Raw genomic sequence first — 26,474 nt, 5'->3', positions numbered from 1 at the left:
AGCTGGCCACCGTTCTCGGCCACGAAACGGTGGCTGACGCACCGCCGGCCTGCGCCCGGGGCACGAAATGCACGCGGATTGGTCACCAACCGCAGGTGGGAGGGCTCCCCATCTGCGGTTGGTGACCAATCCGCGACGTCAGGAGACGACAGCGGCGGCACCAGAGGGCTCGGCGAGCAGGTGCTGCGGCGCGCGGAACCCGGCAGCGGCGAACGCCGCGTCGATGGCGGCGACGACGTCCGGGACCGAGGAGGTGGGGACGGCCGCGATCGAGGAGCCGCCGAAGCCGCCGCCGGTCATCCGGGCGCCGATCGCGCCGGCGGAGACCGCGGTCGAGACGGCCAGGTCGAGCTCGGCGCTCGAGATCTCGAAGTCGTCGCGCATCGAGGCGTGCGACTCGGCGAACAGCGAACCCACCGCCGACCACGAGCCCGAGGAGAGCGCCCCGACGACGGCCGACACCCGGGCGATCTCGCTGACGACGTGCCGGGCCCGGCGGCGCACCCGCACGTCGGTGAGCGAGGAGACGTCCGCGAGCGACGCCGACCGCAGGGACGGTACGCCGAGTGCGGCGGCGGCCTTCTCGCAGTCCGCGCGCCGAGCGCCGTACCCGCCGTCGTTCAGCGCGTGCGAGACGCGGGTGTCCGTGACGAGCAGCGACACGTTCGACAGCGGCAGGTCGACCGCCACCGGCGACGAGGACGACGACGGGGTCTCGAAGTCGATCAACAGCGCAGTCCCGGTTGACGCCAGCATCGACACCGTCTGGTCCATCCCCCCGGTGGGGGCGCCGGCCACCTCGGTCTCCGCGCGGATGCAGGCCGCGACCACCAGCGGCCGGTCCAGGGGCACATCGGCGACCGCGCACGCGGCGACGGCCACCGAGCACTCCAGCGCCGCGGACGACGACAGCCCGGCACCCAGGGGCACCGTGCCGTGCACCAGGACGTCCACGCCCGGCACCTCGACACCGGCCTCGCGCAGCGCCCACAGGACCCCGGCGGCGTACGCCGCCCACCCGGTGGCCGTCGACAGCGACGACAGGGTGCCGGTCCACGGCGCCGGCTCCTCGACGCTCGCGATCCGCACCACGTCGTCGGTCCGGGGGCGGACAGCGGCGTACGTCGCGTGCGGCAGCGCCACCGGCAGCACCAGGCCGCCGTTGTAGTCGGTGTGCTCGCCGATCAGGTTCACGCGGCCCGGCGCACGGCCGACGACGGCGGGGGAGTCGCCGTACTCCGCAGCGAAGGCCGAGGCGGCAGCGGACGCGAGCGACGTGGGATCCCCGGGAGCGACGTACGGCATGGCCCCAGCCTAGGGATACTGGGGTCGTGCACCCGCTCGCCCACGACCTCTTCGAGATGGCCCGCACGGGGAGCGCCGACGCGCTGCTGGCGCACGTCGACGCCGGGGTGCCGGTCAACCTCACCGACGGCAAGGGCAACACGCTGCTCACGCTGGCGGCCTACCACGGCCACCAGCTCCTCGTCGCGCAGCTGGCCGAGCGCGGCGCCGACGTCGACCGCCTCAACGACCGCGGCCAGTCGCCGCTCACGGGGGCGGTCCACCAGCGGCGGGATGCGGTCGTGCGCACCCTTCTCGGCCTCGGCGCCGACCCCGACCACGGGACGCCCTCCGCCCGCGCCACCGCGGAAGCGGTCGGTCGGCCACTCGCGACGTAGACTCGTCGGACGTGCAGTTCCTCGACGCGAACACCCCGCCCCACGACCTGACCTACGACGACGTCTTCATGGTCCCGCGGCGGTCCGCGGTCGCCAGCCGGTACGACGTCGACCTGGCGACCAGCGACGGCACGGGTGCCACGCTCCCGCTCGTCGTGGCCAACATGACCGCGATCGCCGGCAAGCGGATGGCGGAGACCGTCGCCCGCCGAGGCGGGCTCGCGGTGATCCCGCAGGACATCCCCGTCTCCGTGGTCGCCGACGTCGTGCAGTTCGTCAAGTCGCGGCACCTGGTCTTCGACACCCCGATCGAGCTGCGGCCCGACCAGACCGTCGCCGAGGCGCTCGCCCTGATCCCGAAGCGCGCGCACCGCGCGGCCGTCGTCGTGCGCGACGGGCGGCCCGTCGGCGTGGTCGCCGAGTCCGACTGCGTCGAGGTGGACCGGTTCGCCCAGGTCCAGCACGTGATGCAGCCGATCGCCGTGCTGCTCGAGGAGGACGCCGACCCGCGGGAGGCGTTCGACCGCCTCGACGCGACGCATGCGCACCTGGCGGTCGCGGTCGACGGCGACGGCACCCTCCTCGGCGTGCTCACCCGCACCGGCGCGCTGCGCGCCACCCTCTACGACCCCGCGGTCGACCACGGTGGCGGCCTGCGCGTGGCCGCTGCGGTGGGCGTGAACGGCGAGGTCGCCCAGCGCGCCAAGGAGCTGCTCGAGGCTGGGGTCGACTGCCTCGTCGTCGACACCGCGCACGGCCACCAGGAGCGGATGATCGAGACGCTGGGCGTCGTGCGCGGGCTCGACCCCCAGGTGCCGATCGCCGCGGGCAACGTCGTGTCCGCGGAGGGCACCCGGGCGCTGATCGAGGCGGGCGCGGACATCGTCAAGGTCGGCGTCGGTCCGGGTGCGATGTGCACGACCCGGATGATGACCGGCGTGGGCCGGCCGCAGTTCTCCGCCGTCCTCGAGTGCGCCGCGGCCGCCAGCGCCCTCGGCAAGCACGTCTGGGCCGACGGCGGGGTACGGCACCCCCGCGACGTCGCACTCGCGCTCGCGGCCGGGGCGTCCGCCGTGATGATCGGCTCCTGGTTCGCCGGCACCCACGAGTCGCCGGGCGACCTGATGGTCGACTCCGACGGCCGTGCCTACAAGGTGTCGTTCGGGATGGCCTCGGCCCGGGCGGTCGCGAACCGGACCAGCGGCGAGTCGGCCTACGACCGGGCCCGGAAGGGCCTCTACGAGGAGGGCATCTCCTCGTCGCGGATGTACCTGGACCCGGCCCGCCCGGGCGTCGAGGACCTGATCGACCAGATCTGCTCCGGCGTCCGCTCCGCGTGCACGTACGCCGGCGCGACCTCGCTCGCGGAGCTCCACGAGCGCGCGGTCGTCGGCGTGCAGTCGGCGGCGGGCTTCCACGAGGGCCGGCCGCTGCCGACCAGCTGGAGCTAGCCGGGCACCGGGCGGTCAGCCGCGGGAGCTGCGCTCCGTGCGTCCGCGGACGATGCCGATGAACCGCTGCACCCACGGGTCGTCGTTGTCGACGAGCCAGGCCAGGCCGACGGTCGTGGGTGGCAGGTCCGTCACGATGCGGAACGTCACGTCCCTGCGGTGGTGCAGGCGGGCGATCGACATCGGCACGACGACGACGCCGGTGCCGCTCGCGACCACCTCGACCGCGTCCCTGACCGACATCGCCGGCCAGGCCAGCTGCTCGGCCGCCGGCCGCCATCCGGACCGCTCGGGGAGCACCAGCTGCTCGTCCGCCAGGTCTGCCGTGGTGACCTCGTCGGCCAGGGTGAGCAGGTGCTCAGTGCCCAGGACGGCGACCGGGAGCTCCTCGTAGAGCGGGATCAGGTGCAGCCCGTCGCGGTCGACCGGGAGTCGCACCAGGGCCATGTCCAGCGTCCCGTCACGGACCCGGTCCTCCTGCGCGTCCTCCTCGATCGGGACCAGCTCGAGCGGGTCGCGCGCGTACCGCTCGCGCCAGGTGCGTGCCCACTTGTCGGGGGTCGCGCCGGTGACGAACCCGACGCGGAAGTGGCCGAAGGCCTCACTCACGGGTGGAGATCACGCGGTCTTCGAGCGACCCGCGGCCCAGCGCCAGACGGCGGTCACGATAACGGCACCCACGAGCGAGCCGATGATGCCGCTCGCGTGCAGCTCGATGCCGTCACCGGCCAGCAGGCTGGCGAGCAGGCCGCCGACGAACGAGCCCACCAGGCCCGCGACGATCGCCATCGTCCAGTCGATGCTGCCGCCGTGCCGGCCGAGGATCAGCTGGGCGCCGGCGCCGATGACCATGCCGAAGAGGATCAGACCGAGGATGAGCATGACCGCAGCATAGGGTGCGGCTCAGCCGGTCTCGCCGAACTGCTCGACGCGGACCGCGTCGGTGTCGACGCCGGCTTCCTCCAGCAGCCGGGTGGCGTACGACGCGAAGCCGACCGATCCGCACACGTAGGCGCGCTCGGCGCCTGCGACGTACGCCTCCATCTCGGAGGGGTACGGCGGCGCCGCGACCCGGTCGCCGAGGTTCTGCCGAGTGAGGGCGACGAAGGCGCCGTACCGCTGCAGCTCCTCGGCGTACGGCAGCTCCTCCCAGGTGCGGGCGACCACCACCACCTTCAGCAGGTGCTGCAGCCCCAGCCGCCGCGCGACCCGGGTCATCGCGACGACCGGCACGACCCCGGACCCGCCCGCGACGCAGACCGCCGGGACGTCGCCCGGCCACACGAACCAGCCGCCGATCGGCCCGCGCAGCTCGAGCACGTCCCCGACCTCGGCCGCGTCGTGCAGGAACCCCGACACCTCGCCGCCGGGCAGGCACTCGACCATCAGCTCCAGCAGCGGGTCGTCGGGATCGGAGGCGACCGAATAGGACCGCTGGGCGGTGTACCCGTCGGGTGCGCGCAGCCGCACCACGTAGTGCTGCCCGGCCAGGTGGTCGACGCGGTCGTCGACGTGGAGGCGCAGCCGGACCAGCCTGTCGGTCGGGTGGTCGAGCTCGATGATCGTCCCGGTCGTCCAGTCGCCGGCGGGAGCGGACACCACTACGGGTCGCCCTGGTAGCGCTGCTCCAGCCACGGGTCGCCGCGGTCGTGGTAGCCGTTCTGCTCCCAGAAGCCCGGCCGGTCGCGCTCCATCAGCTCGAGCCGGGTGACCCACTTCGCGGACTTCCAGAAGTAGAGGTGCGGCACCAGCAGCCGCACGGGCCCGCCGTGCCCGGTCGGGAGCGGCTTGCCGTCGACCTCCCACACCACCCACGCCTTGCCGCCCGTCACGTCCTCCAGCGGCAGGTTCGTGGTGTAGCCGGTCGTCGAGTGCGCCATCACGAACTTCGCCTCGGGCAGCGGCATCGCGATCTCGAGGAGCGTGTCCACGCTGACCCCGCGGAACGTCATGTCGAACTTCGACCACGTCGTGACGCAGTGGATGTCGCCGAAGTACGTCGACTCCGGAAGGGCGTGCATCTCCCGCCAGCTCCAGCTGTGCGGCCGTCCGACGAGGCCGTCGACGGTCATCGACCACTGCTCGACGTCGAGCCGCGGCGTCGCCTCCGCTGTCAGGGTCGGCCAGGAGCTGCCGGTGTCGTACTGCCCCGGCGGCAGCCGGTCAGGACGCTGGGGTCGCTTCTTGCCGAAGAAGCCGCGAGTGACGGGCATCAGGCAAGTATGCCGTCAGACCGGTGTGATCGGGAGTGCCCGCCGGGGCTGGAACGCGAACGACGACCCCGTGCTGAACCGCGTCACCGCCACCTCGTCCGCCTCGGGTGCGGGCTGGTCGCGGCGTACGACGCGGGCCGTCCACCGCTCCGGTGTGCCCTCGACCTCGACGTCCAGGTGGGGGTCGACCGCGCGCAGCACCACCTGCAGGGGGCGCTCCCGGCCGGGCCCGCACAGGGTGATCCACGCGGCGTCCTCCCGGGCCGGCGACGGTCCCACGGTCAGCGAATCACCCGCGACCGAGGCGTCGACGTACGCCGCCGGGTTGAGCAGCGGGTGCAGCTCCAGGGTGCGCATCGCGTCCAGCCCGAGTGCACGGTGGAGCCGCTCCGCCGCGATGCCGGCGACCCCGACCAGCTGCCGGGTCGCGATCGCGGTCGCGTCGTCGCCGGACGCGGCGCGCCGGCGCACGGCGTGCACGAAGGAGAGGTTGAGCAGGTGCATCTGCAGGCACACCTCGTCGGCGATCCGGACCAGGGCGGAGTGCGAGAAGGCCGCGAAGTCGACGTCGGACACCAGCGGCCCGGAGTAATCCGAGGCGCCGTCGTCGGCCGGGTCGATCGGGTCCAGCTCGAGGTGCGCGGCCCGGGTCCTCTCGATCACGTGGTACGCCGCGAGCGGGCTGACCTCCGGGTGCGACTCGTCGATGGTCACGGTCCAGGCGCAGTGCGGGTGCCGGTCGGCGGGAGTGCGCGGCGGGCGGTGCACCGGACGGACCTGGGCCCTCGGGTTGGTCGCGACCGCCGTGGCGTCGAAGGTCGGGTCCTCGATGTCGTGGCACATCGAGCGCACGTAGGCCTCGCCCATCGGCTCGACGTCCATGAGCGCGCCGCAGTGGTCGAGGTGGAAGGTGCCGTGCCAGGGATCCTGCACGTCGTACCGGAAGTCCATGAACTGCGGGGGAGCGCCGATGTCGAGCTGGAGGCCCTTGAAGATCGTGACGACGTCGGTGCCCTCGTACCCGAGCGCGCGCTGCATCCGGCGGGTGTAGACCGGGCTGGCGCCGGCCCACTCCTCGATGGCGACCCGGGCCATCTCCTCCCGCCCCCACGCCGAGATGCACCAGGCCATGCCCGAGCGGTCGATCAGCTGCCCGATCAGCAGCAGCTCGGGGACCAGCGTCGCCAGCTCCGGGCGGGTCAGCGTCGCGTAGCGGCTGGTCGGTCGGCGGGGCATCGGTCCTCCGGCGTTTGGGGCACTGGAACACGTTGCAGGCTAGTCGAACGTCGCCTAGTTTGACACGCGTCAACTTCGAGGAGGGCGCATGGCGGAGACCATCCAGCAGCTGTTGCGGGAGCGAGCCGGAGACGACGGCGTCGCCGTGCGGTACGGCGACCGGAGCTGGACCTGGAGGGAGCACCTCGCGGAGGCCTCGGCCGTCGCATCGGCGCTGCTCGGCCTGGCCGACCCGGACCGGCCCGTGCACGTGGGGACCCTCCTCGGGAACACCCCGGACATGCTGGTGATGATGGCGGCCGGCGGCCTCGGCGGCTTCACGCTGTGCGGGATCAACACCACGCGCCGCGGCGACGGGCTGCTCCAGGACCTCCGGCGGGCCGAGTGCCAGATCCTGGTCACCGACGCCGAGCACCGGGCGTTGCTCGACGGCCTCGACCTCGCCGGCGTGCGGGTGCTGGACACCTCGACGCAGGAGTGGACCGCCCTCGTCGGGGGAGCCGGCCCGCTCGGGCGGTACCGCGAGGTCGACGCGACGGACACGTTCATGATGATCTTCACCTCCGGGACGAGCGGCGACCCGAAGGCGGTGCAGGTCAACCACCTCATGGTGCTGTTCTCCGGGCTCAACCTGCAGGGCCGCTTCGAGCTGGGTCCCGAGGACGTCTGCTACGTCGCGATGCCGCTGTTCCACTCCAACGCCGTCGTCGCGGGCTGGAGCCCGGCGGTGTGCGCGGGCGCCACGATCGTGCCCGCGAGGTTCAGCGCGTCCGGCTTCCTCGCCGACGTCCGCCGGTACGGCGTCACGTACCTGAACTACGTCGGGAAGCCGCTCGCGTACGTGCTCGCCACGCCCGGGCGGCCCGACGATGCGGACAACACGCTGCGCGTGGCGTTCGGGAACGAGGCGAGCGACCGGGACATCGACGAGTTCTCCCGCCGCTTCGGCTGCGCCGTGTGGGACGGCTTCGGCTCCACCGAGCTCGCCGTGATCATCACCCGTGAGCCGGGGACCCCGCCGGGCTCGATCGGGAAGGGGTTCGACGGGGTCGCGATCTACGACGCGGAGACCGTCACCGAGTGCGCCGTCGCCGAGTTCGACGCCGACGGCAAGCTGGTGAACGCGGACGCGGCGGTGGGGGAGCTGGTCAACACGACCGGCGGCGGCTACTTCGGCGGCTACTACAACGACCAGTCCGCGAACGACGAGCGGATGCGGCACGGCATGTACTGGTCCGGCGACCTGGCCTACCGCGACGCCGACGGGTGGATCTACCTGGCCGGCCGGACGGCGGACTGGATGCGCGTGGACGGCGAGAACCTCGCGGCCGCGCCCATCGAGCGGGTGCTCCAGCGGCTGCCCGCGGTCAACCGGGTCGCCGTCTACGCGGTGCCGGACGAGCGGGTCGGTGACCAGGTGATGGCGGCGCTCGTCCTCCAGGACGACGCGAGCCTCGACCCGGCCGAGCTCGAGGAGTTCCTGGCCGCCCAGCCGGACCTCTCGGCGAAGGCGTGGCCGCGGTACGTGCGGATCGCGCCGGACCTGCCGAGCACGGCGACCAACAAGGTGCTCAAGCGCGAGCTCGCCGCCGAGGGCCCCACCGCGGGCACCGGCGTGCTGTGGGTCCGGGAGGCGCGCGGCACGGCGTACGTGCCCGCAATCACGATTCCCGCCTGAGCGCGAGTACCCTCCTTGCCGGGATCGACGGCGGAAGGGTGCGGATGGCCACGTCGACTGGGACGGTCGAGCCCGTGGCGCGCCATCGGGCGCCCCGGGCCGTACGGGCCTTCCGGCGAGCCCGCACGCTCGCGGGTGCGCTCTGCGTGACGCTGCTCGGCGCCGTCCTCCCCGGAGCGGGCTACCTGTGGACACGTCGCAGGCTCGGCTGGTTCGTGCTGGTCGCGTTCCTCGCAGGCGCCGGCGTGCTGGCGTACTACGCCCGGGACTGGCACCACTTCGTCGACCTCGCGTTCGATCCGACCCGGCTCCGGATCGCCGGTGTCGTCATCGGCGTCGTCTTCGTGCTGTGGGCGTTCACGGTGATCACGACGTACGTCATGGCGCGTCCGCTCGGCATGAGCAGGCTCGAGAGCACGCTCGGCGGGATCGTGGTCGGGCTGCTGTGCATCCTGGTCGCGCTGCCGGCGGTCCAGAGCGTGCGGCTCGCGAACACCCAGGCGCACTTCGTGGCCACCGTCTTCAACGACGAGCAGAACCAGACGACGCCGCTGGACACGACGCCGGACGACCCCTGGGGCGGTCGCGACCGGGTCAACGTGCTGCTGCTCGGCGGCGACGGCGGCGTCGGCCGCACCGGGATCCGGACCGACTCGGTGATCCTGCTCAGCATGGACACCCACACCGGCAAGTCGGTGATGTTCAGCCTGCCGCGCAACATGATGAACGCGCAGTTCCCCGAGGACAGCCCGCTGCACCAGGTGTTCCCGGACGGCTTCCGCAGCACCGACCCGAACGCCGACCCCGGCAACTGGATGCTGAACGCCGTCTACAGCCAGGTGCCTGCGCTGTACCCGCACATCCTCGGCAAGTCCGAGAACGAGGGCGCGGACGCGGTCAAGCTGGCCGTCGAGGGCAGCCTCGGCACCCACGTCGACTACTACATGCTGATCAACCTGCTCGGCTTCCAGCAGCTCGTCGACGCGATCGGCGGCGTGACGGTGAACATCAACGAGCCGATCGCGATCAACGGCAACACCGACGCCGGCATCCCGCCGACCGGCTACCTCCAGCCCGGCCCGGACCAGCACCTCGACGGCTTCCACGCACTCTGGTACTCCCGCGGCCGCTGGGGCTCCGACGACTACCAGCGGATGCTGCGCCAGCGCTGCATGGTGAACGCGATCGTCGAGGAGGCCGACCCCCTGAACGTGCTGCGCCGGTACCAGGCGCTCGCGAAGGCGGGGGAGGAGATCCTGCGCACCGACGTACCCCGCGAGCTGATGCCGTCCTTCGTCGACCTCGCCCTCCAGGTCAAGGAGAAGAAGATGAAGTCGATCGCCTTCATCTCCTCCGACAAGTTCTTCTCCGGTGACCCCGACTTCGCGTGGATGCAGTCGGTGGTCGCCAAGGCCCTGGCGCCCCACGCAGGCGGCGGCGGAGGCTCGAAGGACGACCCGGGCAAGGCGATCACCGCGGACGGCGCCTGCGGCTACCACCCGGTGAGCTAGAGGACGCGCACCTGGCGGGTGACGACCAGCCGGTTCACGGTGTCGCTGCCGGCGTACCGGATCGTCATCGTGCGCTTGCCGGGCGGCAGGTCGTCGAGGACGACGCGGGCGGTGCCGTTGCGGAGCGTCGCGATCTGCGCGACCCCGGCCAACCGGACGACGACCACGCCGTCGACCACGTCGAGACCGGGTGCGCTGACCGTGACCGTCACCTTCACCTTGTGCTGGAGGCGCTGGGTCTGGACGCGGATCCTGGGGTCGGTCCTGATCCGGGCGGTGGAGGGGGAGTCGACGCTCAGGTCCGTGTAGCCGGCGCGGCTGACGGTCACGCGCGCCGAGATCCTCGAGCCGAGGTCGAGGTTGATCAGCTGGTACGACGGTCCGGTGGCACCGTCGATCGGCACGCCGTCGCGGAGCCACTGGATCGCGACCGTATCGGCGGTCGGGTGGTAGGCGCCGGTGTCGACGGTCAGGGCCTGGCCCATCTCGGGCAGGCCGAGGACGCTCGGGGCGGTCGCGACGGTGAAGGTGCCGGGGACGACCGGCGCGGACGGGGCGGTGGTCGCGCTCACCGGGTCGTAGCCGGCCCGGCTCGCGGTCACGGTCGCCGAGATCGTCGCGCCGACCAGGTCGGGCGTGAGCGAGAGCGTCGGAGCACCGGTCGCGCCCTCGATCGGCTGGCCGTCGGCGAGCCACTGGACCGTCAGCGCGTCCGGGGCCGGCGTCCAGGTGCCGGTGTCGAGGGTGAGCGTGGAGTCGACCTGGGAGACGCCCGAGAGCGCCGGCGCGGTGACGCTCTTCAGCGTGCCCGGCAGCACCGCCGCGGTCGGCGCGGAGGTCGCCGTGCGGGTCGGGTACCCGAGCTTCGTGGCCGTCGTGGTCACGGTGAGGGTCTGGTCGAGCCGGGCCTTGGTGACCCGCAGCGTGGGCTCGGTGGCGCCGGCGATCTTCTGGCCGTCCGCGGACCACTGGTAGGACACCTGGACGTCTGCGGGCTTCCAGCCGCCCGGCGTGCTGCTGAGCACCGAGCCGACCTTCGCGATGCCGCTGATGACCGGCGCGACCTGGTTGCTCAGCGGCTGGTCGTTGAAGTGCACGAAGCCGCTGGGCCAGTTGCCGCTGGAGCGGGTGATCACGGCCCACGAGAAGTCGCCGCCCCAGCTGTCCTGGGACACGATCACCTCGTCGGCGGAGACCACCTTCTCGACGTACGCGACGTGGCCCACCGAGCCCGCCGGCCCCGCGTTCGCCTTCCACCAGGCCACGGCGCCGACCCGTGGGACGTCGTCGGTGATGCGGGGCATCGAGGTGCCCCAGTACATGGCGTTGCCGCCGCCCGACCACGGGCGGGTGTTCGGCAGGCCGCTCTTGACCATCCGGTACGCCGCGTAGTTGGTGCAGTTGTGGCCGCTGTACATGCGCCAGTACATCTTGTCGTTGTTCTGCGCGTAGCCGGCGTTGCCCATGCCCTGGTCCCGGCAGTCCTGGTAGCCGTAGCAGAGGTAGGAGCTGCGCTTGAAGACCGCGTCGGGGCCGCGCTTGTGGCCTTGCTGGTCCGCGGCCGAGGCGGCGGCCGGAGCGAGCGCGACGAGGCCCGCGACCAGGCCACCCACCAGGGCAGCGGTCACGGGCGCGAGCAGCCGGGTCCGCAGCGACACGGGTGGGAGTCTAGGGACAGTTGTGCCCTGGTGGGAACAGAGTGATCGAAATTGTCAAGGAATTGCCTCGGCGTGTCGGGTTAAATCACACGGCTGTCATTCTCCTGCTCCCCGAACGCACGAGGGCCCGGCCGCGTGCGGCCGGGCCCCGGGCGGGTCGAGCGGAGGCTCAGTCGAGGTCGAAGCGGTCGAGCTCCATGACCTTGACCCAGGCCGCGACGAAGTCCCGGACGAGCTTCTCCCGCGCGTCCTCGCTCGCGTAGACCTCGGCCAGCGCCCGCAGCTGCGAGTTCGAGCCGAAGACCAGGTCCACCGCGGTGGCGGTCCAGCGCAGCTCGCCGCTGGCGAGGTCACGGATCTCGTAGACGTTCTCCTCCGACTCGGACGCCTTCCACAACGCCCCGGGGGCGAGCAGGTTGACGAAGAAGTCGTTGGTGAGCGCACCCGGCCGCTCGGTGAGCACGCCGTGCTGCGTGCCGCCGACGTTCGTGCCGATGGCACGCAGGCCGCCGACGAGCACCGTCATCTCCGGCGCGGTGAGGTCGAGCATGTAGGCGCGGTCGACCAGCAGCGTCTCCGGCTGCAGCTTCTCCCCGTCCCGGAGGTAGTTGCGGAAGCCGTCGGCTCGCGGCTCGAGCACCGCGAACGAGTCCACGTCGGTCTGCTCCTGCGAGGCGTCGGTGCGGCCCGGGTGGAAGGGCACGGTCACGTCGACGCCGCCATCCCGGGCGGCCTTCTCCACGGCGGCCGAGCCCGCGAGCACGATCAGGTCGGCGAGCGAGATCCGCGCGCCGCCCGACTCGTTGAACTCGCGCCGCATCTCCTCGAGCTTGTCGAGGACCTCGGCGAGCTGCCCGGGCTGGTTCACCGCCCAGCTGCGCTGCGGCTCGAGCCGGATGCGGGCGCCGTTCGCGCCGCCGCGCTTGTCCGTCGAGCGGAAGCTCGCGGCCGATGCCCATGCCGTCGAGACCAGCTGGGACACGGTCAGCCCGGACTCGAGGACCTTCGCCTTGAGCGCCGCGACGTCCGCGTCGCTGACCAGCTCGTGGTCGACGTCGGGCACCGGGTCCTGCCACAGCTGCGGCTCGGCGACCCACGGGCCGAGGTAGCGCCGGACCGGGCCCATATCGCGGTGCAGGAGCTTGTACCAGGCCTTGGCGAAGGCCAGCGCGAACTCGTTGGGGTTCTCGAGGAACCGCCGCGAGATCTTCTCGTACTCCGGGTCCATCCGGAGCGCGAGGTCGCTGGTGAGCATGGTCGGCTTGCGCTTCGGCGAGTCCGGCGTCGGGCCGGGGATGATGTCCTCGGCGTCCTTCGCGACCCACTGGTGCGCGCCGGCGGGACTCTCGGTCAGCTCCCACTCGTAGCCGAACAGGTGCTTGAAGAAGTCGTTGCTCCAGCGCGTCGGCGTCGTGGTCCAGGTGACCTCGAGACCCGAGGTCACCGCGTCGGCACCCTTGCCGCTGCCGTGGCCGCTGCGCCAGCCGAGGCCCTGCTCCTCGAGCGGCGCTCCCTCCGGCTCCGGTCCGACCAGGTCTGCGTCGCCGGCGCCGTGCGTCTTCCCGAAGGTGTGGCCGCCGGCGATCAGCGCGACGGTCTCCTCGTCGTTCATCGCCATCCGGGCGAACGTCTCGCGGATGTCGCGCGCAGAGGCGACCGGGTCGGGGTTGCCGTTCGGGCCCTCGGGGTTGACGTAGATGAGGCCCATCTGGACCGCGCCGAGCGGGTCCGAGAGCTGCCGCTCGTCGGCGTACCGCTCGTCGCCCAGCCAGGTGTCCTCCGGGCCCCAGTAGATCTCCTCGGTCTCCCACACGTCGGGTCGGCCGAAGCCGAAGCCGAACGTCGAGAAGCCCATGTCCTCGAGGGCGACGTTGCCGGCGTACACCAGCAGGTCCGCCCACGAGATCTTCTGGCCGTGCTTCTGCTTGACCGGCCACAGCAGGCGCCGGGCCTTGTCGAGGTTGGCGTTGTCGGGCCAGCTGTTCAGCGGGGCGAACCGCTGCGCGCCGTCGCCCGCGCCGCCGCGGCCGTCGTGGATGCGGTACGTGCCGGCCGCGTGCCAGCTCATCCGGATGAACAGGCCGCCGTAGTGGCCGAAGTCGGCGGGCCACCAGTCCTGCGAGGTGTTGAGCACCTCGACGATGTCCCGCCGGAGCTCGGCGAGGTCCAGCTCGGCGAAGTGCTGCGGGTAGCTGAAGTCCGCCCCGAGGGGGTTGCCCTTCGGGGAGTGCGCGTGCAGCACGGAGAGGTCGAGCTGGTTGGGCCACCAGTCCTTGTTGGTGTGGGGGCGACCCGGCTTCGGCGTCGGCGAGTCGATCGCCGGGTTCTCGCTCTCGCTGCCGTGAGCGGCCGCGGAGTCGTGCAGCACGGGGCAGCCCTCGGCTTCCTTGCGCTGGATGCCCTGCGGGTCCTGGTTGTCGGACATGGTCAACCTTTCGAGCTGGCGATGGTCACTGAGGGAGACGTGCGGTGGAGCAGGCGGGGCAGACGCCCCAGTAGACGACCTCGGCCTCGTCCACGGTGAACCCGTGGGGGTCGGACGCGGTCAGGCAGGGTGCGTGGCCGACGGCGCAGTCGACGTCGGCGATGGCGCCGCACGAGCGGCACACGACGTGGTGGTGGTTGTCGCCCACGCGTGACTCGTAGCGGGCGACGGCGCCGGACGGCTGGATGCGGCGCACCAGGTCGGCCGACGTCAGCGCCCGGAGGACGTCGTACACGGCCTGGTGGGAGAGGTCGCCGAGCTCAGCCCGGGCCGCGCCGATGATGGACTCGGTGTCCGCGTGGGGAAGCCGGTGCACGGCGTCGAGGACGGCGACCCGTGGGCGGGTCACGCGGAGGTCCGCGTCCCGGAGCATCCGCTCGTAGTCGGCCGTGGTGGGCATGGCCACACCCTGCCGGAGATTCTTGAATGATTCAAGAAGACATGCCGGTGTAGGCGTCGCGAAGACGCTGGTGCGCGCCGGTCCCGGCCCCGATCCGGTCCAGGCCGAGGAGGGCCGCGCCGGCGACCGGCGGGATCGTCACGACCCGGGTCTGCGCCTTCGGCGCCACGGCGGCCAGCCCGCGGTCGATCTCCTCCATGAGGAGCTGGTGCCCGGCGGTCAGCACGCCGCCGCCCAGCACCACGTCGATCGGCTCCTCGTCGACCCCCAGCCGCCGGGCGGCAGCGACCGCGAGGGCGACCACCTCCCGGGCCTGGTGTCGGACGACGTCGGCCGCGACGGGGTCGCCGGCCTCGGCGACCGTGAACAGGAGGGGGGTGAGCTCAGCGCAGCGCTCCTCCGGGACCCGCCCGGCGTGGATCGCCTCGATCAGCTCGGCCATCGACGGCAGCCCGAGGTGCTGGGGGAGCGCGGTGCGCAGCAGGGTGTCCGGTCCGCGGCCGTCCTCGGCGCGGGCGGCCCACCACATCGCCTCCTGCCAGAGGAAGGCGCCGCCGCCCCAGTCACCGGAGATGGTGCCGACCGCGGCGAACCTCGCGGTCCTGCCGTCGGGAAGGACCCCGGTGCAGTTGATGCCCGCTCCGCAGATCACCGCGATGCCGCGCCAGCTGTCCAGGCCGGCGCGCAGCAGCGCGAAGGTGTCGTTGACGACCTCGCTCGTCGCTGCCCAGGCGCGCCCGGCGAGGGCACTCTCCAGGGCGTCGTGCTCGAAGGGCAGGTCGACGTTGGCCAGGCACGCCGAGAGATGCCGGAGCTCCACGGGTCCGGACCGCTCCACGGCCTCGCTCACGAGCGGGGCGAGACCGTCGACCGCCGCTTCCGCGCCCACGCGGTGCGGGTGGAAGGCGCCCCCGCGCGACGTCCCCAGGAGCCGGCCGTCGGCCGCGACGACCGCCACGTCGGTCTTGCTGTTGCCGGCGTCGATCGCCAGCACCGCCTCCACGCTCAGGCCCACGGCAGGTGCTCGCGGTTGTGGGCGATCAGCCGGTCGGTGAGTCCCGCGGCCAGGTCGACCTGGCCGACCAACGGGTGGGCCAGCAGTGCGTCGAACACACGCTGGCGGCCGCCCCGCAACGCCGCGTCGAGAGCAAGGTCCTCGTAGGCGGTGACCGCGGCGACCAGCCCGGCGTACAGGGGCTCGAGCGGGGCGACCGGCAGCGCCGTGACGCCGGAGCCGTCCACGCGGGCCGGGACCTCGATGACGGCATCGTCGGCAAGGAAGGGCAGGGTCCCGTCGTTGCGCACGTTGACCACCTGGGTCGACCCGCCGCTGCTGCCGAGCAGTGCCGCGGCGAGCTGGACCGCGGCCTCGGAGTAGTACGCGCCGCCCCGCTGGGTGAACAGGTCCGGCTTGCGGTCGAGCGCCGGGTCGGCGTACATCCGCAGCAGCTCCTCCTCGAGGGCGGCGACCTGCGCGGCCCGTGGCTGGTCGTCGAGCAGCTCGCGGACGACCTCGTCGTGGGCGTAGAAGTAACGCAGGTAGTACGACGGCACCATGCCGTGCGCGCGCAGCAGGTCCGACGGCAGACCGATGTCGGCGGCCAGGTCGTCGGCGTGACGGGCGAGGATCTCGGGCAGCCGGTCCACCCCGTCGACCACGGCGCTGCGCTCCCAGGTGAGGTGGTTCAGTCCCACGTGACCGAGCTCGACCCGGTCCGGCGCCACGTCCAGCAGCTGGGCGAACCGCCGCTGGAAGCCGATCGCCACGTTGCACAGGCCGACGGCCCGGTGGCCGTCGCGGAGCAGCGCCCGGGTGACGATGCCGACCGGGTTGGTGAAGTCGACGATCCAGGCGTCGGGCGCCGCTTCGCGCACCTGGCGTGCGATGTCCAGCACGACGGGGACCGTCCGCAGGGCCTTCGCCAGCCCGCCCGCGCCCGTCGTCTCCTGGCCCACACAGCCGCATTCCAGCGGCCACGTCTCGTCCTGCAGCCGCGCCGCCTGCCCGCCGACCCGCAGCTGGACCAGGACGGCAGCGGCACCGTCGAGAGCCGGAGCCAGGTCGGTCGAGGTGACCAGCCGGGCGGGGTGGTCCAGCCGCGCGAGGATCCGGCGACCGAGGCCGGCGACCAGCTCGAGGCGGTCGGCGACCGGGTCGACCAGGACCAGCTCCTCGACGGGCAGCAGGTCGCGCATCCGGCCCAGCCCGTCGACCAGCTCGGGCGTGTACGTCGACCCGCCACCGACGACGACGATCTTCATCCCTTCACTCCTGTCAGCGTCACGCCCTCGATGAACGCCCGTTGGGCGAGGAAGAACAGCAGGATCACCGGCGCCATCACCATCAAGGTGGCGGCCATCGTGAAGTTCCAGTTCGTGTGGTGGGCACTCTTGAACGTCTGCAGCCCGTAGCTGAGGGTCCAGGCGCCGGGATTCTCACTGGTGTAGATCTGCGGGCCGAAGTAGTCGTTCCAGCAGTAGAAGAACTGGAACAGGGCGACGGCCGCGACCGCCGGCCTGGCCATCGGCAGCACCACCCGCACGAGGGCGGCGAAGTCGCTGCAGCCGTCGACCTTGGCCGCCTCCAGGTACTCGCGCGGGATGGTCACGAAGAACTGACGCAGCAGGAAGATCGAGAACGCGTCCCCGAAGGCCATCGGGATGATCAGCGGCCACAGTGACCCGGACAGGTGCAGCTGCTGGGCCCACACGAGGTACATCGGGACGATCACGACCTGCGGCGGCAGCATCATCGTCGCGATGACCACCATGAGGGCCAGGTTGCGGCCGCGGAACCGGAAGCAGGCCAGCGCGTACGCGACCGGGATGCTCGAGAGCAGCGTCAACGCCGTACCCGAGACCGCATAGATGACCGTGTTGCGCCACCAGGTCCCGAAGCCGGGTGTGCTCCAGACGTCGGCCAGGTTGTGCCACTGGAACGGGTTGGGCCACAGCTGCCTGGTCAGCGACTGCTCGTCGGTCATCAGCGCGGTGAGCACGACGAACACGAAGGGCAGCACGAAGAACAGCGTGGCCGCGACCGCCATCGCGTGCACCGCCACCCACTCGAGCGCGGCGCGGGTCCGGTGGCTCACACCTCACCGCCCAGGAAGGCCCCACCGCGCCGCATCAGGACGATCGCGGCGGCGAGCGACATCGCGAAGAGGATCAGGGCGATCACGCACGAGGCGCCGATGTCGAAGCGCTGGAACCCGAGGTTGTAGACGAGCTGCGGCAGGGTGAGCGTCGACTTGTCCGGGTACCCGGGCTCGGTCTGCTGGCCAGACCCGCCGATCTGCCCGCTCGCGACCTGACCCGCGACGGTCGGCTCGGTGTAGTACTGCATGATCGCGATCACCCCGGTGACGGCGGCGAAGGTGAGGATCGGCCGCAGGTGCGGGAGCGTGACGTAGCGGAACCTCCCCCTCGCGCCGGCGCCGTCGAGCTCGGCCGCCTCGTACAGCTCGCGCGGCACGTCGAGGAGCGACGCCATGAAGATGATCATCAGGTCGCCCACGGTCCACAGCGCGAGCAGGGTGAGCGCCGGCTTCGACCACGCCGGATCGTTGAACCAGCCGGGCTGGGGGAGCCCGAGCTTGCCGAGGATCGTGTTCACCGGCCCGGTGCCGGGGTTGAGCAGGAAGACGAACGCCAGCGTCCCGGCCACCGGCGGCGTGAGGTACGGCGCGTACCACAGGGTGCGGAAGAGACCGCCACCGCGCTTGAGCCGGAGCACCAGCATGGCGACGACGAGGGAGAACAGCACGCGGAGCGTCACCATGACGAGCACGAACCACAGGGTGTTCCGCATCGCCGGCCAGAAGAACGGGTAGTCCTGCAGCACGAACCGCCAGTTGTCCAGGCCGTCCCAGGTCGGGGAGCCGAACCCGTTGTAGTGCGTGAACGAGAAGTACGCCGTCGACACCAGCGGGTAGAGGAAGAACAGGCCCGTGCCCAGCAGCCAGGGCGACAGGAACGCCAGGTTGCGCAGTGTCTCCCGTCGGCGCCGGGCACGAGCCGTGGGATTCACTTCGACTGCTCGAGCTCGGTGTCGATCTGGTGGGCCGCATCCTCGAGGCCGGCCTGGATGTCGGTCTGCTTGCCCGACTCGATGTCGTAGCCGAGGTCCTGCAAGGTGAGCTGGTACGCCCCGCCGTTGGGACTGGCCGGTGTGGTGTTGCTGTTCGGGTCCGAGGCGATGGCGACGAACGTCTGGAACGCCGGGTCCTGGCTCACGTCCGGCGAGGCCAGCGCGTCCTTGGTCGACGGGACGTTGTGGATCGCGTTGGCGAAGTCGACGACAGCCTTCGTGTCCGTGGTGAGGAACTGCACGAACCGCCACGCCGCGTTCTGCTTCTCGCTGGTGCTCGCGATCCCGACGATGGTGCCGGTGATGTAGCCCTTGCCGTACTGGTCGGCCTGGTCGTCGGGGACGGGGAACGGGGCGACGCCGAAGTTCAGGTCCGGTGCGTCGGCCTGGATCATCCCCGCGCGCCACTCGCCGTCGATCGCCATCGCGACCTGACCGGTCATGAACGGGTTCTTGGCGCCGAACTCGTCGCCGAACGTCGTCCGGTACTTCTCGAGCCGGTCGTAGCCCCCGAGCTTGTTCACGAGGCCCAGCTGCCACTCGAAGGTGTCCTTGAAGGCCGGGTCGGCGGCGACGTTCGACGCGCCGTCGGCGTCGAAGTACTCGGGCGACCACTGGGCCGCGAAGTGGGTGATCGTGGACTCGTAGCCGTGGTAGTCGGGCATGAACCCGAGCTGGGAGTAGGTGTCGCCCGAGGTCTTCGTGAGCTTCACCGCGTCCGCGTCGAACTCCGAGAGCGTCTTCGGCGGCCCGGCGATCCCCGCGGCGGCGAAGGCGTCCTTGTTGTAGTAGAGCCCGTACGCGTCACCGAGCAGCGGAAGTGCGCACTGGTCACCCTGGTACTGCGTGTACTCCAGCTGCGCCGCGGGGAAGGTCGACTCCGGGTCGATGCCCGCCTTGTCGAGGAGGGGACCGAGGTCGACGAAGGCGCCGGAGGTGCAGAACTGGCCGACGTTGTCGGTGGTGAACGACGAGACCACGTCGGGCGCATTGGAGCCGCCGGCGCGGAGCGCCTGGTTGATCTTGTCGTCGGTGATGTTGCCGACCACGTTCACGTGGATGTTGGGGTTCGCCTTCTCGAAGGCGTCCACGGTCGCCTGGATGGCCGCGACCTCGCTGTCGGCGCTCCACCCGTGCCAGAACGTGATGGTGACGTCCGCGTCCGGGTTGTCGTTCGAACCGCCGCCGCCGTCCCCGGTGCAGGCGGCCGCCGCGAGCGGCAGCGCGAGCGCTGCCGCGACGGCGGCGAGTCGGGCGCGGGTGGTCGTGGTGATCATGGTGCTCTCCATTCCTGCCGGGTGCTGGTGACGGTGTCGAAGACCCGGTCCCGAGCGGCGTCCAATGCGGTCTGGAGCGCGCCGGTGAGGACGGGACGTGCGGTGACGGCGGACAGCTCCAGGCGCGGCCGGGCTGCCGCCAGCGACTCGAGCTCGTCGGTGATCAGGCCGAGGAGCCGGTCACCGCCGGCGGACAGCACCGCACCCGACAGCACGACCAGCGCCGGGTCGAGCACGGCCACGACAGCGGCGATGCCGAGCGCGAAGCGCTCGGCCAGCGTCGCGAGCACCGCGTCCCCGGCACCCGGGCAGTCGATGGCAGCACGGACGGCGGCCGCCGGGCTCCCGGCCCGCAGGCCGTGGGACCGGGCGAGCGCCAGCACCTGGGGGCCGCCGGCCAGCTCCTGGAACCCGCCCGCGTTGCCCCGGCGTACGCCGCGGACCGGAGGCGTCCCCGGGAGCGGCAGGAATCCGATCTCGCCGGCGCCACCGGTCGCGCCGCCGTGGATGCGGCCGTCGATCACGATGGCGGCGCCGAGCCCGTCCTCGGCCCAGAGCAGCACGAAGGTGTCGACGCCGCGTGCCGCCCCGGTCCGCAGCTCGGCGTGTGCCGCGAGGTTGACGTCGTTCTCGACGTCGAAGGGGACACCGAGTGCGGTGGCGAGCCGGTCCAGGAGGTCGGGGTCGTGCCACCCGGGCAGGTGGCTGGCGTAGCGCAGCCGGCGGGTGCCCGGGTCGAAGGCGCCCGGGGTGCCGATGGCGACGTGCGTGAGGACGGAACGTTCGAGACGGGCCGCGGCCGTGGCCCCCTCGAGCGCCTCGACGACCCGCGCGACCGCGTCCGGGCCCGCCCGGCGCGGAGTGCGCAGCTCGAACTCGCCCACGACCCGGCCGGTGATGTCGGCAACCGCCGCGACGATGCTCGCGGGGGTCACGTCGAGGGCACCGACGTACGCCGCGCCGGGGTTGACCGCGTAGAGCTGGGCCCGGGGGCCGGGGCCGCCGCGCGAGCTCCCGCTCGTCATCACCAGTCCCGCGCCCGCGAGCCGGCTCAGCAGCTGGGAGGCGGTCGGCTTGGAGAGGCCGGTGAGCTCGCCGAGGCGCGTGCGGGACAGCGGGCCGTGCTCGAGGAGCAGCTCGAGTGCGGCGCGGTCGTTGATGGCGCGCAGCACGCTCGGCGTTCCGGGGTTCACCCTGCCTCCCCGCGATCAATAGGAAAGTTTCCTGATAATTGCAGGGTGAGGCCGGTGCGGCAAGAGTTTCGGGGCCCGAAATGACAGCGGCTCCGGGCCGCTGACCACAGCGACTCCGGAGCCGATCGGTGTCCGAGGGGGGACTTGAACCCCCACGCCCTAATACGGGCACTAGCACCTCAAGCTAGCGCGTCTGCCAATTCCGCCACCCGGACGAGTGCGGTGGAACACTAGCAAATGGTGGAGCGAAGTTCCGCATCGGCACCCGCCCCTCGCGGTGACATGCTGGGGGCATGACCGACACCCCTGTGGACCCCGCCGGCGAGGTCGTCGAGCTGTGCCGTGAGCTGATCCGGATCGACACCTCGAACTACGGCGACGAGGACGGGCCGGGGGAGCGGAAGGCGGCCGAGTACGTCGCCACGCTGCTCGACGAGGTGGGCATCTCGTCGACCCTCTACGAGTCGTCGCCGGGTCGTACGTCGGTCGTGGCGCAGTGGGGCGGGTCCCCGAGTTCGGGGTCCAATGACGTCGGGGGACTGCTGGTGCATGGCCACCTCGACGTCGTACCCGCGGCGGCCGAGGACTGGCAGGTCGACCCGTTCGCCGGCGAGATCCGCGACGGCTACGTCTGGGGCCGGGGCGCGGTCGACATGAAGGACTTCGACGCGATGCTGCTCTCCGTGGTCCGCGCCCGGCAGCGTGCGGGGCGGGTGCCCACGCGGCCGATCACGCTCTGCTTCACCGCCGACGAGGAGGCGGGTGGCCACCAGGGCGCCGAGGTGCTCGTCGCGCAGCACGCCGAGGAGCTCGAGCACTGCACCGAGGCCGTCGGCGAGGTGGGTGGGTTCAGCGCGACCGTGCGCGGCAGGCGGATCTACCTGATCGAGGCCGCAGAGAAGGGCATGGCCTGGATGCGGCTGACCGCCCGCGGCCGGGCCGGCCACGGCTCGATGATCAACCGCGAGAACGCCGTCACGTCGCTGGCCTCCGCGGTCGCCCGGATCGGCGCGCACGAGTGGCCGGTGCGGCTGACCCCGGCGATGCGCACCCTGCTCGCCGCCGTCGGCGAGCTGGCCGACGAGGAGGCGACGCCCGAGAACGCCGAGGCGCTGGTGCAGGAATTCGGCGGCGCCGCGCGGATGCTGGGCGCGGTCATCCGCAACACCGTCAACCCGACCATGCTCCGCGCCGGGTACAAGGTGAACGTGATCCCCACCGAGGCCACCGCGCACGTCGACGGCCGATTCCTGCCGGGCTACGAGGACGAGTTCTTCGCCACGCTCGCCGACCTGGTGGGCGACGACATCGAGGTCGAGTACGTCAGCCACCAGCAGCCCTGGGAGACGCCGTACGACGGCGACCTGGTCGACGCGATGACCCGCTCGCTGCTCGCCGAGGACCCGGACGCGATCGTCGCGCCGTACCTGATGAGCGGCGGCACCGACGCCAAGCACTTCCGCAAGCTCGGCATGCGGTCCTACGGCTTCGCGCCGTTGCGGCTCCCTGCCGACCTCGACTTCACCGCCCTGTTCCACGGCGTCGACGAACGGGTCCCCGTCGATGCGCTGGAGTTCGGCGCACGCGTGTTCGACCGGTTCCTCGACGACGTCTGAGCCGCCCGGCCGTGGGGTCGCGGATTGGTCACCAACCGCAGATTTCAGGCCCCGATTCGTGCGGTTGGTGACCAAACCGCAGCATTTTCGGCGTTATGTCAGCCGCTCTCAGGCGGTCCGGACGGCCCGGATGATCTTGCGACGCAGCACGATCCGGCGGGTGCCGTCGGCGGCGATGCGGACCCGGTCCAGCTCCCAGCCGCCGTGCTCGGCGCGCTCGACGAGGAGCTTGGTCACGACGTTGCGCGGGTACTCCCGGGAGAAGGTCACCTTGTCGAACTCCCACTCCACCCCTCGGGTGGGTGGGTGGCGCAACGCACGGGTCATGCTGCCTCCTCGGTACAACGGTGTCATTCTGCCGAGACGTCGTCCAGCGCGCTGACGATCTCGTCGGGCAGGCTCAGCTCCTCGACGCCCAGGATGCCGCGCAGCTGGGCGGCGGTGCGCGCGCCGATGATCGGCGCGGTGACGCCCGGCCGGTCGCGGACCCAGGCCAGCGCCACCTCGAGGAGCGTCCAGCCCAGGCCGTCGGCGGCGCGGGCGACGGCCTCCACGATGCCGGCCGACCGGTCGTCGAGGTAGGCGTTCACGAAGTTCGCGAAGTGCGTCGACGCCGCGCGCGAGTCCGACGGCGTCCCGGTCCGGTACTTGCCGGTGAGGACGCCGCGACCCAGCGGGGACCACGGCAGTACGCCGAGGCCCAGCGCCGCCGCGGCCGGCAGCACCTCGTGCTCGACAGCCCGGTTCAGCAGCGAGTACTCGACCTGCGTCGACGCGAGCGGCGAGCGCCCGGGGACCGCCCGCTGCCAGGTGGCCGCCTGCGCGGTCTGCCACCCGCTGTAGTTGGAGATGCCGACATACGACGCGCGCCCGCTCTGCACGGCGGTGTCGAGGGCCGAGAGCGTCTCCTCGACCGGGGTCTCGTCGGTCCAGATGTGCACCTGCCACAGGTCGACGTGGTCGGTGCCGAGCCGGCGCAGCGATGCGTCCAGCGTGGAGAGGAGGTGCCCGCGGGACGTGTTGTACTCGCGACCGCCGCGTCGCGCGCTGATGCCCGCCTTCGTCGCGAGCACGACCTCGTCCCGCGCGACGACGTCGCCGATCAGGGTCCCGATGAGCTCCTCGGACGCGCCGTGGCCGTAGCCGGCGGCGGTGTCGACGAGCGTCCCGCCCGCCTCGGCGAACGCGATCAGCTGGTCACGTGCCTCGTGCTGGTCCGTGTCGCGTCCCCACGTCATGGTGCCGAGGCCGAGTCGGGACACCGCCAGGCCGGTCGCGCCGACTCGCCGCTGCTGCATGGGGAAGAAGGTAGCCAAGGCGCCCGTGTACGACGGTCCCGGCTCGCCGTTCATCTTCCGGACAGGTTCGACCCCGTAGGCTCACCCAGCACCGACCGGACCGACCCGAAAGCGAGTCGATGGACTACTTCGACGCCGTCATCCTCGGCATCGTCGAGGGGCTCACCGAGTTCCTCCCCGTCTCCAGCACCGGCCATCTGATGATCGCCCAGAAGGCGCTCGGGCTGGACTTGGGCGACGACGCCGTCACCGGGTACACCGCCGTGATCCAGATGGGTGCGATCGCCGCCGTGGTCGTCTACTTCTTCCGCGACATCGGGCGGATCGCCAAGGCGTGGTTCCTCGGGCTGGTCCGGCCCGAGTACCGCGGCCAGCTCGACCACCGGATGGGCTGGTACGTCATCGTCGGCACCATCCCGGTCGGGATCGCCGGGCTCCTGTTCAAGGACCTGATCACCGGCGACCTGCGGTCGCTCTGGGTCGTGGCCATCGCGCTGATCGCGTGGAGCGCCGTCATGTGGGCGGCCGAGCGCGTCGCGCGCCAGGACCGTTCCGAGCAGGACCTGAACATGCGCGACGCCGTCGCGGTGGGCCTCATCCAGGTCGCCGCCCTGGTGCCCGGGGTGTCGAGGTCCGGCGCCACGATCTCGGGCGGCCTGTTCCGCGGCCTGGACCGGGTCACGGCGACCAAGGTCAGCTTCTACCTCTCGATCCCCGCGCTGGTCGCGGCCGGCCTCTTCGAGCTGCCGGACGCGATGAGCGGCGGCATCAGCGTCGGCGTCGCCCTGGTCGGCATCGTCACCGCCTTCGTCGTGGCCTATGCCTCGATCGCCTGGCTGCTCCGCTTCGTGGCCGGGCACGCGATCACCTGGTTCATCCCATACCGCGTGGGCCTGGGCCTGCTGCTGGTCGTGCTGCTGTCGACCGGCGTGATGACGGCGACCTGACCGGTCACAGCCAGCCGGACTTCTTGAACAGGACCCACAGGCCCGCCGCCACCACGGCCATCAGCGCGAGCGCGAACGGGTAGCCGTAGGTCCACTCCAGCTCCGGCATGTGCTCGAAGTTCATGCCGTAGACCCCGGCGATCAGCGTCGGCACGACGACCAGGGCCGCACCGGCGGAGATCTTCCGCATGTCGTTGTTCTGCTGCACCGAGATCTGGGCCAGGTGCGCGTCGAACGCCGTCGACAGCAGCGAGTCCAGCGAGTCCACGGTCTCCGCAGCACGGGCCAGGTGGTCCGCCACGTCCCGGAAGAACGGCGTCGAGTTCTCGGGTACGCCGGGCACGTCGCCGGTCACCAGCCGGGTGATCGGGTCGCGCAGGGGAAGCACCGCGCGGCGTACCTCCGCGAGCTCACGCTTGAGGACGTAGATCCGCGCCGAGTCGTTGGTCCGGTCGGCGGAGAACACCGACGACTCGATCTCGTCCACGTCGACGACCAGCTCGTCGACCACATCGAGGTACTCGTCGACGACCCGGTCGATGACGGCGTACATCACCCCTCCCGGGCCGTGCGCCAGCACACGACGGCTCGACTCCAGCTCCTCGCGGGCCGAGTGCAGCTCGTTGCCCTGGCCGTGCCGGACGGTGACCACGAAGTCCGCGCCGAGAAACATCGCGATCTCGCCGGTCTCCACGGCGTCGTGCTCGTCGACGTACCAGAGGGTCTTCAGCACGAGGAAGACCAGGTCGCCGAAGCGCTCGAGCTTCGGTCGCTGGTGCGGTTGCATGGCGTCCTCGATGGCGAGCGGATGGAGCTCGAAGACCTCGGCGACCTCGCGCATCTCCTCCTCGCTCGGATCGTGCATGCCGATCCAGACGAAGTCGCCGTCGACGTCCGCCTTCGCCCGCAGCTCCTGCCAGTGGGTGCCGCCGGCGGCGCGTTCGCCGTCGCGGTAGAGCGCACAGTCGACGATCACGGGCACACGGTAGCCCGAGGCGCCGTCCTCTACAGTCGCCGCCATGGCAACCGTGATCCTCGTGCGCCACGGGCGCACGACGGCGAACGCCACCGGCGTGCTCGCGGGGCGGCTCCCCGGCGTGAAGCTCGACGACACCGGTGCCGCCCAGGCCGCGCGCACCGCGGGGCGGCTCGCGGTCCTGCCGCTGGCCGGCGTCGTCACCAGCCCGTTGGAGCGCTGCCGGCAGACGGCGCGCGCGATCGCCAAGGCCCAGCCGGGCTCGCCGCGGCCGACCTCCGAGCGCGGGATCACCGAGTGCGACTACGGCGACTGGTCCGGCCGCCCGATCAAGGAGCTGGCCAAGGAGAAGCTCTGGTCGCTCGTGCAGACCCAGCCCTCGGCCGCGGTGTTCCCCAACGGCGAGGCGATGACGGCGATGCAGGCGCGCGCGGTCGCCGCCGTACGGCGCCTGGACGCGGCGTTCGAGGCCGAGCACGGTTCTGGAGCGCTCTGGGTCGCGGTCAGTCACGGCGACGTCATCAAGTCCGTGCTCGCCGACGCGCTCGGCATGCACCTCGACCTGTTCCAGCGCCTCCACGTCGACCCCGCGTCGGTGTCGATCGTGCGCTACACCAGCAGCCGGCCGTACGTGCTCGCCACGAACACCCACTCCGGCGACCTGTCCTGGCTGGCCCCGCCGGCCACGACGAAGCGGCACCGACGAGCGGCGTCCACGGACGCCGTCGTCGGCGGTGGGGCCGGCCCTTCGGCGACCGCCTAG

General features: G+C 71.8%; 25 protein-coding genes and 1 tRNA gene. 7 read left to right on the top strand and 19 right to left on the bottom strand.

From position 1 onward, the window contains the following. Positions 1 to 138: 138 nt before the first annotated feature. The gene (galK, locus tag N538_RS0117230; protein ID WP_028638322.1) at positions 139 to 1,305 is read right to left on the bottom strand and encodes a galactokinase; all 1,167 of its coding nucleotides are present in this window, start codon (positions 1,303 to 1,305) and stop codon (positions 139 to 141) included. 26 nt (positions 1,306 to 1,331) lie between these two features. Between galK and N538_RS0117225 the strand changes: the two genes are divergently transcribed. Further along, positions 1,332 to 1,682 carry an ankyrin repeat domain-containing protein gene (locus N538_RS0117225; protein ID WP_028638321.1) on the top strand — a complete coding sequence of 117 codons (351 nt, stop codon included), beginning with the start codon at positions 1,332 to 1,334 and terminating at the stop codon, positions 1,680 to 1,682. Between the two features lie 11 nt (positions 1,683 to 1,693). Further along, positions 1,694 to 3,133 (top strand): GuaB1 family IMP dehydrogenase-related protein, encoded by a 1,440-nt coding sequence (locus N538_RS0117220; protein ID WP_028638320.1) that lies wholly within the window; start codon positions 1,694 to 1,696, stop codon positions 3,131 to 3,133. A gap of 15 nt (positions 3,134 to 3,148) precedes the next feature. Here the strand turns inward: N538_RS0117220 and N538_RS0117215 are convergent, their stop codons facing one another. From N538_RS0117215 to N538_RS0117195, 5 genes are read right to left on the bottom strand one after another with little or no spacing between them, the layout of a single operon-like run. Then, positions 3,149 to 3,742, bottom strand: a complete 594-nt coding sequence (locus tag N538_RS0117215; protein ID WP_028638319.1) for a LysR family substrate-binding domain-containing protein — start codon at positions 3,740 to 3,742, stop codon at positions 3,149 to 3,151. Between the two features lie 9 nt (positions 3,743 to 3,751). Then, on the bottom strand, positions 3,752 to 4,015 hold the full coding sequence (locus N538_RS0117210; protein WP_028638318.1) for a GlsB/YeaQ/YmgE family stress response membrane protein: 264 nt from the start codon (positions 4,013 to 4,015) through the stop codon (positions 3,752 to 3,754). A gap of 21 nt (positions 4,016 to 4,036) precedes the next feature. After that, positions 4,037 to 4,732, bottom strand: coding sequence for an FAD-binding oxidoreductase (locus tag N538_RS0117205; protein WP_231496253.1), 696 nt, complete (start codon positions 4,730 to 4,732; stop codon positions 4,037 to 4,039). 2 nt (positions 4,733 to 4,734) lie between these two features. Then, positions 4,735 to 5,346 carry a sulfite oxidase-like oxidoreductase gene (locus tag N538_RS0117200; RefSeq protein ID WP_028638316.1) on the bottom strand — a complete coding sequence of 204 codons (612 nt, stop codon included), beginning with the start codon at positions 5,344 to 5,346 and terminating at the stop codon, positions 4,735 to 4,737. 15 nt (positions 5,347 to 5,361) lie between these two features. After that, a complete protein-coding gene (locus N538_RS0117195) occupies positions 5,362 to 6,582 on the bottom strand; it encodes a hypothetical protein (RefSeq protein WP_028638315.1) in 1,221 nt (406 codons plus the stop codon). 88 nt (positions 6,583 to 6,670) lie between these two features. Here N538_RS0117195 and fadD1 point away from each other — a divergent pair, with 88 nt between their 5' ends. Further along, positions 6,671 to 8,260 carry a fatty-acid--CoA ligase FadD1 gene (gene fadD1 / locus N538_RS0117190; RefSeq protein WP_028638314.1) on the top strand — a complete coding sequence of 530 codons (1,590 nt, stop codon included), beginning with the start codon at positions 6,671 to 6,673 and terminating at the stop codon, positions 8,258 to 8,260. A 44-nt stretch (positions 8,261 to 8,304) separates the two neighbouring features. Beyond that, a complete protein-coding gene (locus N538_RS26005) occupies positions 8,305 to 9,771 on the top strand; it encodes an LCP family protein (protein WP_081790535.1) in 1,467 nt (488 codons plus the stop codon). On the opposite strand, the gene N538_RS26000 is transcribed toward N538_RS26005, so the two are convergent. The 10 genes from N538_RS26000 to N538_RS0117135 all read right to left on the bottom strand — a co-directional run bounded on the left by N538_RS26000 (position 9,768) and on the right by N538_RS0117135 (position 21,089). Then, on the bottom strand, positions 9,768 to 11,429 hold the full coding sequence (locus N538_RS26000; protein ID WP_036570836.1) for a CHAP domain-containing protein: 1,662 nt from the start codon (positions 11,427 to 11,429) through the stop codon (positions 9,768 to 9,770). The genes N538_RS26005 and N538_RS26000 overlap by 4 nt on opposite strands. 169 nt (positions 11,430 to 11,598) lie before the next feature. Continuing rightward, a complete protein-coding gene (gene katG / locus N538_RS0117175) occupies positions 11,599 to 13,854 on the bottom strand; it encodes a catalase/peroxidase HPI (protein ID WP_028638313.1) in 2,256 nt (751 codons plus the stop codon). 25 nt (positions 13,855 to 13,879) lie between these two features. Further along, the gene (locus N538_RS0117170; protein ID WP_028638312.1) at positions 13,880 to 14,314 is read right to left on the bottom strand and encodes a Fur family transcriptional regulator; all 435 of its coding nucleotides are present in this window, start codon (positions 14,312 to 14,314) and stop codon (positions 13,880 to 13,882) included. A gap of 31 nt (positions 14,315 to 14,345) precedes the next feature. Continuing rightward, positions 14,346 to 15,329, bottom strand: coding sequence for an N-acetylglucosamine kinase (locus N538_RS0117165; RefSeq protein ID WP_028638311.1), 984 nt, complete (start codon positions 15,327 to 15,329; stop codon positions 14,346 to 14,348). Then, positions 15,320 to 16,576, bottom strand: a complete 1,257-nt coding sequence (locus tag N538_RS0117160) for a 6-phospho-beta-glucosidase (protein ID WP_028638310.1) — start codon at positions 16,574 to 16,576, stop codon at positions 15,320 to 15,322. The genes N538_RS0117165 and N538_RS0117160 overlap by 10 nt, the downstream gene beginning before the upstream one ends. Then, complete coding sequence (locus N538_RS0117155) at positions 16,573 to 17,409, bottom strand: carbohydrate ABC transporter permease (protein ID WP_028638309.1); 837 nt, start codon at positions 17,407 to 17,409, stop codon at positions 16,573 to 16,575. The genes N538_RS0117160 and N538_RS0117155 overlap by 4 nt, the downstream gene beginning before the upstream one ends. Then, positions 17,406 to 18,344 (bottom strand): carbohydrate ABC transporter permease, encoded by a 939-nt coding sequence (locus N538_RS0117150; protein WP_028638308.1) that lies wholly within the window; start codon positions 18,342 to 18,344, stop codon positions 17,406 to 17,408. The genes N538_RS0117155 and N538_RS0117150 overlap by 4 nt, the downstream gene beginning before the upstream one ends. Further along, the gene (locus tag N538_RS0117145) at positions 18,341 to 19,681 is read right to left on the bottom strand and encodes an ABC transporter substrate-binding protein (protein ID WP_036570833.1); all 1,341 of its coding nucleotides are present in this window, start codon (positions 19,679 to 19,681) and stop codon (positions 18,341 to 18,343) included. The genes N538_RS0117150 and N538_RS0117145 overlap by 4 nt, the downstream gene beginning before the upstream one ends. Next, a complete protein-coding gene (locus N538_RS25995; protein WP_051549376.1) occupies positions 19,678 to 20,874 on the bottom strand; it encodes an ROK family transcriptional regulator in 1,197 nt (398 codons plus the stop codon). The genes N538_RS0117145 and N538_RS25995 overlap by 4 nt, the downstream gene beginning before the upstream one ends. 129 nt (positions 20,875 to 21,003) lie before the next feature. Then, positions 21,004 to 21,089, bottom strand: a tRNA-Leu gene (locus N538_RS0117135). Positions 21,090 to 21,167: 78 nt separating this feature from the next. Between N538_RS0117135 and N538_RS0117130 the strand changes: the two genes are divergently transcribed. Next, positions 21,168 to 22,490, top strand: a complete 1,323-nt coding sequence (locus N538_RS0117130; protein WP_028638306.1) for a M20/M25/M40 family metallo-hydrolase — start codon at positions 21,168 to 21,170, stop codon at positions 22,488 to 22,490. A gap of 108 nt (positions 22,491 to 22,598) precedes the next feature. Here N538_RS0117130 and N538_RS0117125 read toward each other — a convergent pair whose 3' ends face one another. Beyond that, the gene (locus N538_RS0117125; RefSeq protein ID WP_051549375.1) at positions 22,599 to 22,817 is read right to left on the bottom strand and encodes a DUF5703 family protein; all 219 of its coding nucleotides are present in this window, start codon (positions 22,815 to 22,817) and stop codon (positions 22,599 to 22,601) included. 23 nt (positions 22,818 to 22,840) lie between these two features. Beyond that, positions 22,841 to 23,788 (bottom strand): aldo/keto reductase, encoded by a 948-nt coding sequence (locus tag N538_RS0117120; protein WP_028638304.1) that lies wholly within the window; start codon positions 23,786 to 23,788, stop codon positions 22,841 to 22,843. Between the two features lie 119 nt (positions 23,789 to 23,907). On the opposite strand from N538_RS0117120, the gene N538_RS0117115 reads away from it, so the two are divergent. After that, positions 23,908 to 24,735, top strand: a complete 828-nt coding sequence (locus tag N538_RS0117115; protein ID WP_028638303.1) for an undecaprenyl-diphosphate phosphatase — start codon at positions 23,908 to 23,910, stop codon at positions 24,733 to 24,735. A 4-nt stretch (positions 24,736 to 24,739) separates the two neighbouring features. On the opposite strand, the gene corA is transcribed toward N538_RS0117115, so the two are convergent. After that, entirely contained in the window at positions 24,740 to 25,756 is a 1,017-nt protein-coding gene (corA, locus tag N538_RS0117110) for a magnesium/cobalt transporter CorA (RefSeq protein ID WP_231496252.1), read from the bottom strand. Here corA and N538_RS0117105 point away from each other — a divergent pair. Further along, on the top strand, positions 25,755 to 26,474 hold the full coding sequence (locus N538_RS0117105) for a histidine phosphatase family protein (RefSeq protein ID WP_028638301.1): 720 nt from the start codon (positions 25,755 to 25,757) through the stop codon (positions 26,472 to 26,474). The genes corA and N538_RS0117105 overlap by 2 nt on opposite strands.

Source organism: Nocardioides sp. URHA0032 (genome assembly GCF_000620645.1).
GTDB lineage: Bacteria > Actinomycetota > Actinomycetes > Propionibacteriales > Nocardioidaceae > Nocardioides.
This window is presented reverse-complemented; position numbering and strand designations above follow the sequence as displayed.

Bases quoted from the DNA above. Each gene is read 5' to 3' on its own strand.
- N538_RS0117120 (WP_028638304.1), bottom strand. From the start codon at position 23,788: ATGCAGCAGCGGCGAGTCGGCGCGACCGGCCTGGCGGTGTCCCGACTC.
- N538_RS0117115 (WP_028638303.1), top strand. From the start codon at position 23,908: ATGGACTACTTCGACGCCGTCATCCTCGGCATCGTCGAGGGGCTCACC.
- corA (WP_231496252.1), bottom strand. From the start codon at position 25,756: ATGGCGGCGACTGTAGAGGACGGCGCCTCGGGCTACCGTGTGCCCGTG.
- N538_RS26005 (WP_081790535.1), top strand. From the start codon at position 8,305: ATGGCCACGTCGACTGGGACGGTCGAGCCCGTGGCGCGCCATCGGGCG.
- galK (WP_028638322.1), bottom strand. From the start codon at position 1,305: ATGCCGTACGTCGCTCCCGGGGATCCCACGTCGCTCGCGTCCGCTGCC.
- N538_RS0117145 (WP_036570833.1), bottom strand. From the start codon at position 19,681: ATGATCACCACGACCACCCGCGCCCGACTCGCCGCCGTCGCGGCAGCG.
- N538_RS0117125 (WP_051549375.1), bottom strand. From the start codon at position 22,817: ATGACCCGTGCGTTGCGCCACCCACCCACCCGAGGGGTGGAGTGGGAG.
- N538_RS0117160 (WP_028638310.1), bottom strand. From the start codon at position 16,576: ATGAAGATCGTCGTCGTCGGTGGCGGGTCGACGTACACGCCCGAGCTG.
- N538_RS0117170 (WP_028638312.1), bottom strand. From the start codon at position 14,314: ATGCCCACCACGGCCGACTACGAGCGGATGCTCCGGGACGCGGACCTC.
- fadD1 (WP_028638314.1), top strand. From the start codon at position 6,671: ATGGCGGAGACCATCCAGCAGCTGTTGCGGGAGCGAGCCGGAGACGAC.
- N538_RS0117210 (WP_028638318.1), bottom strand. From the start codon at position 4,015: ATGCTCATCCTCGGTCTGATCCTCTTCGGCATGGTCATCGGCGCCGGC.
- N538_RS0117195 (WP_028638315.1), bottom strand. From the start codon at position 6,582: ATGCCCCGCCGACCGACCAGCCGCTACGCGACGCTGACCCGCCCGGAG.
- N538_RS0117130 (WP_028638306.1), top strand. From the start codon at position 21,168: ATGACCGACACCCCTGTGGACCCCGCCGGCGAGGTCGTCGAGCTGTGC.
- katG (WP_028638313.1), bottom strand. From the start codon at position 13,854: ATGTCCGACAACCAGGACCCGCAGGGCATCCAGCGCAAGGAAGCCGAG.
- N538_RS0117200 (WP_028638316.1), bottom strand. From the start codon at position 5,346: ATGCCCGTCACTCGCGGCTTCTTCGGCAAGAAGCGACCCCAGCGTCCT.
- N538_RS0117105 (WP_028638301.1), top strand. From the start codon at position 25,755: ATGGCAACCGTGATCCTCGTGCGCCACGGGCGCACGACGGCGAACGCC.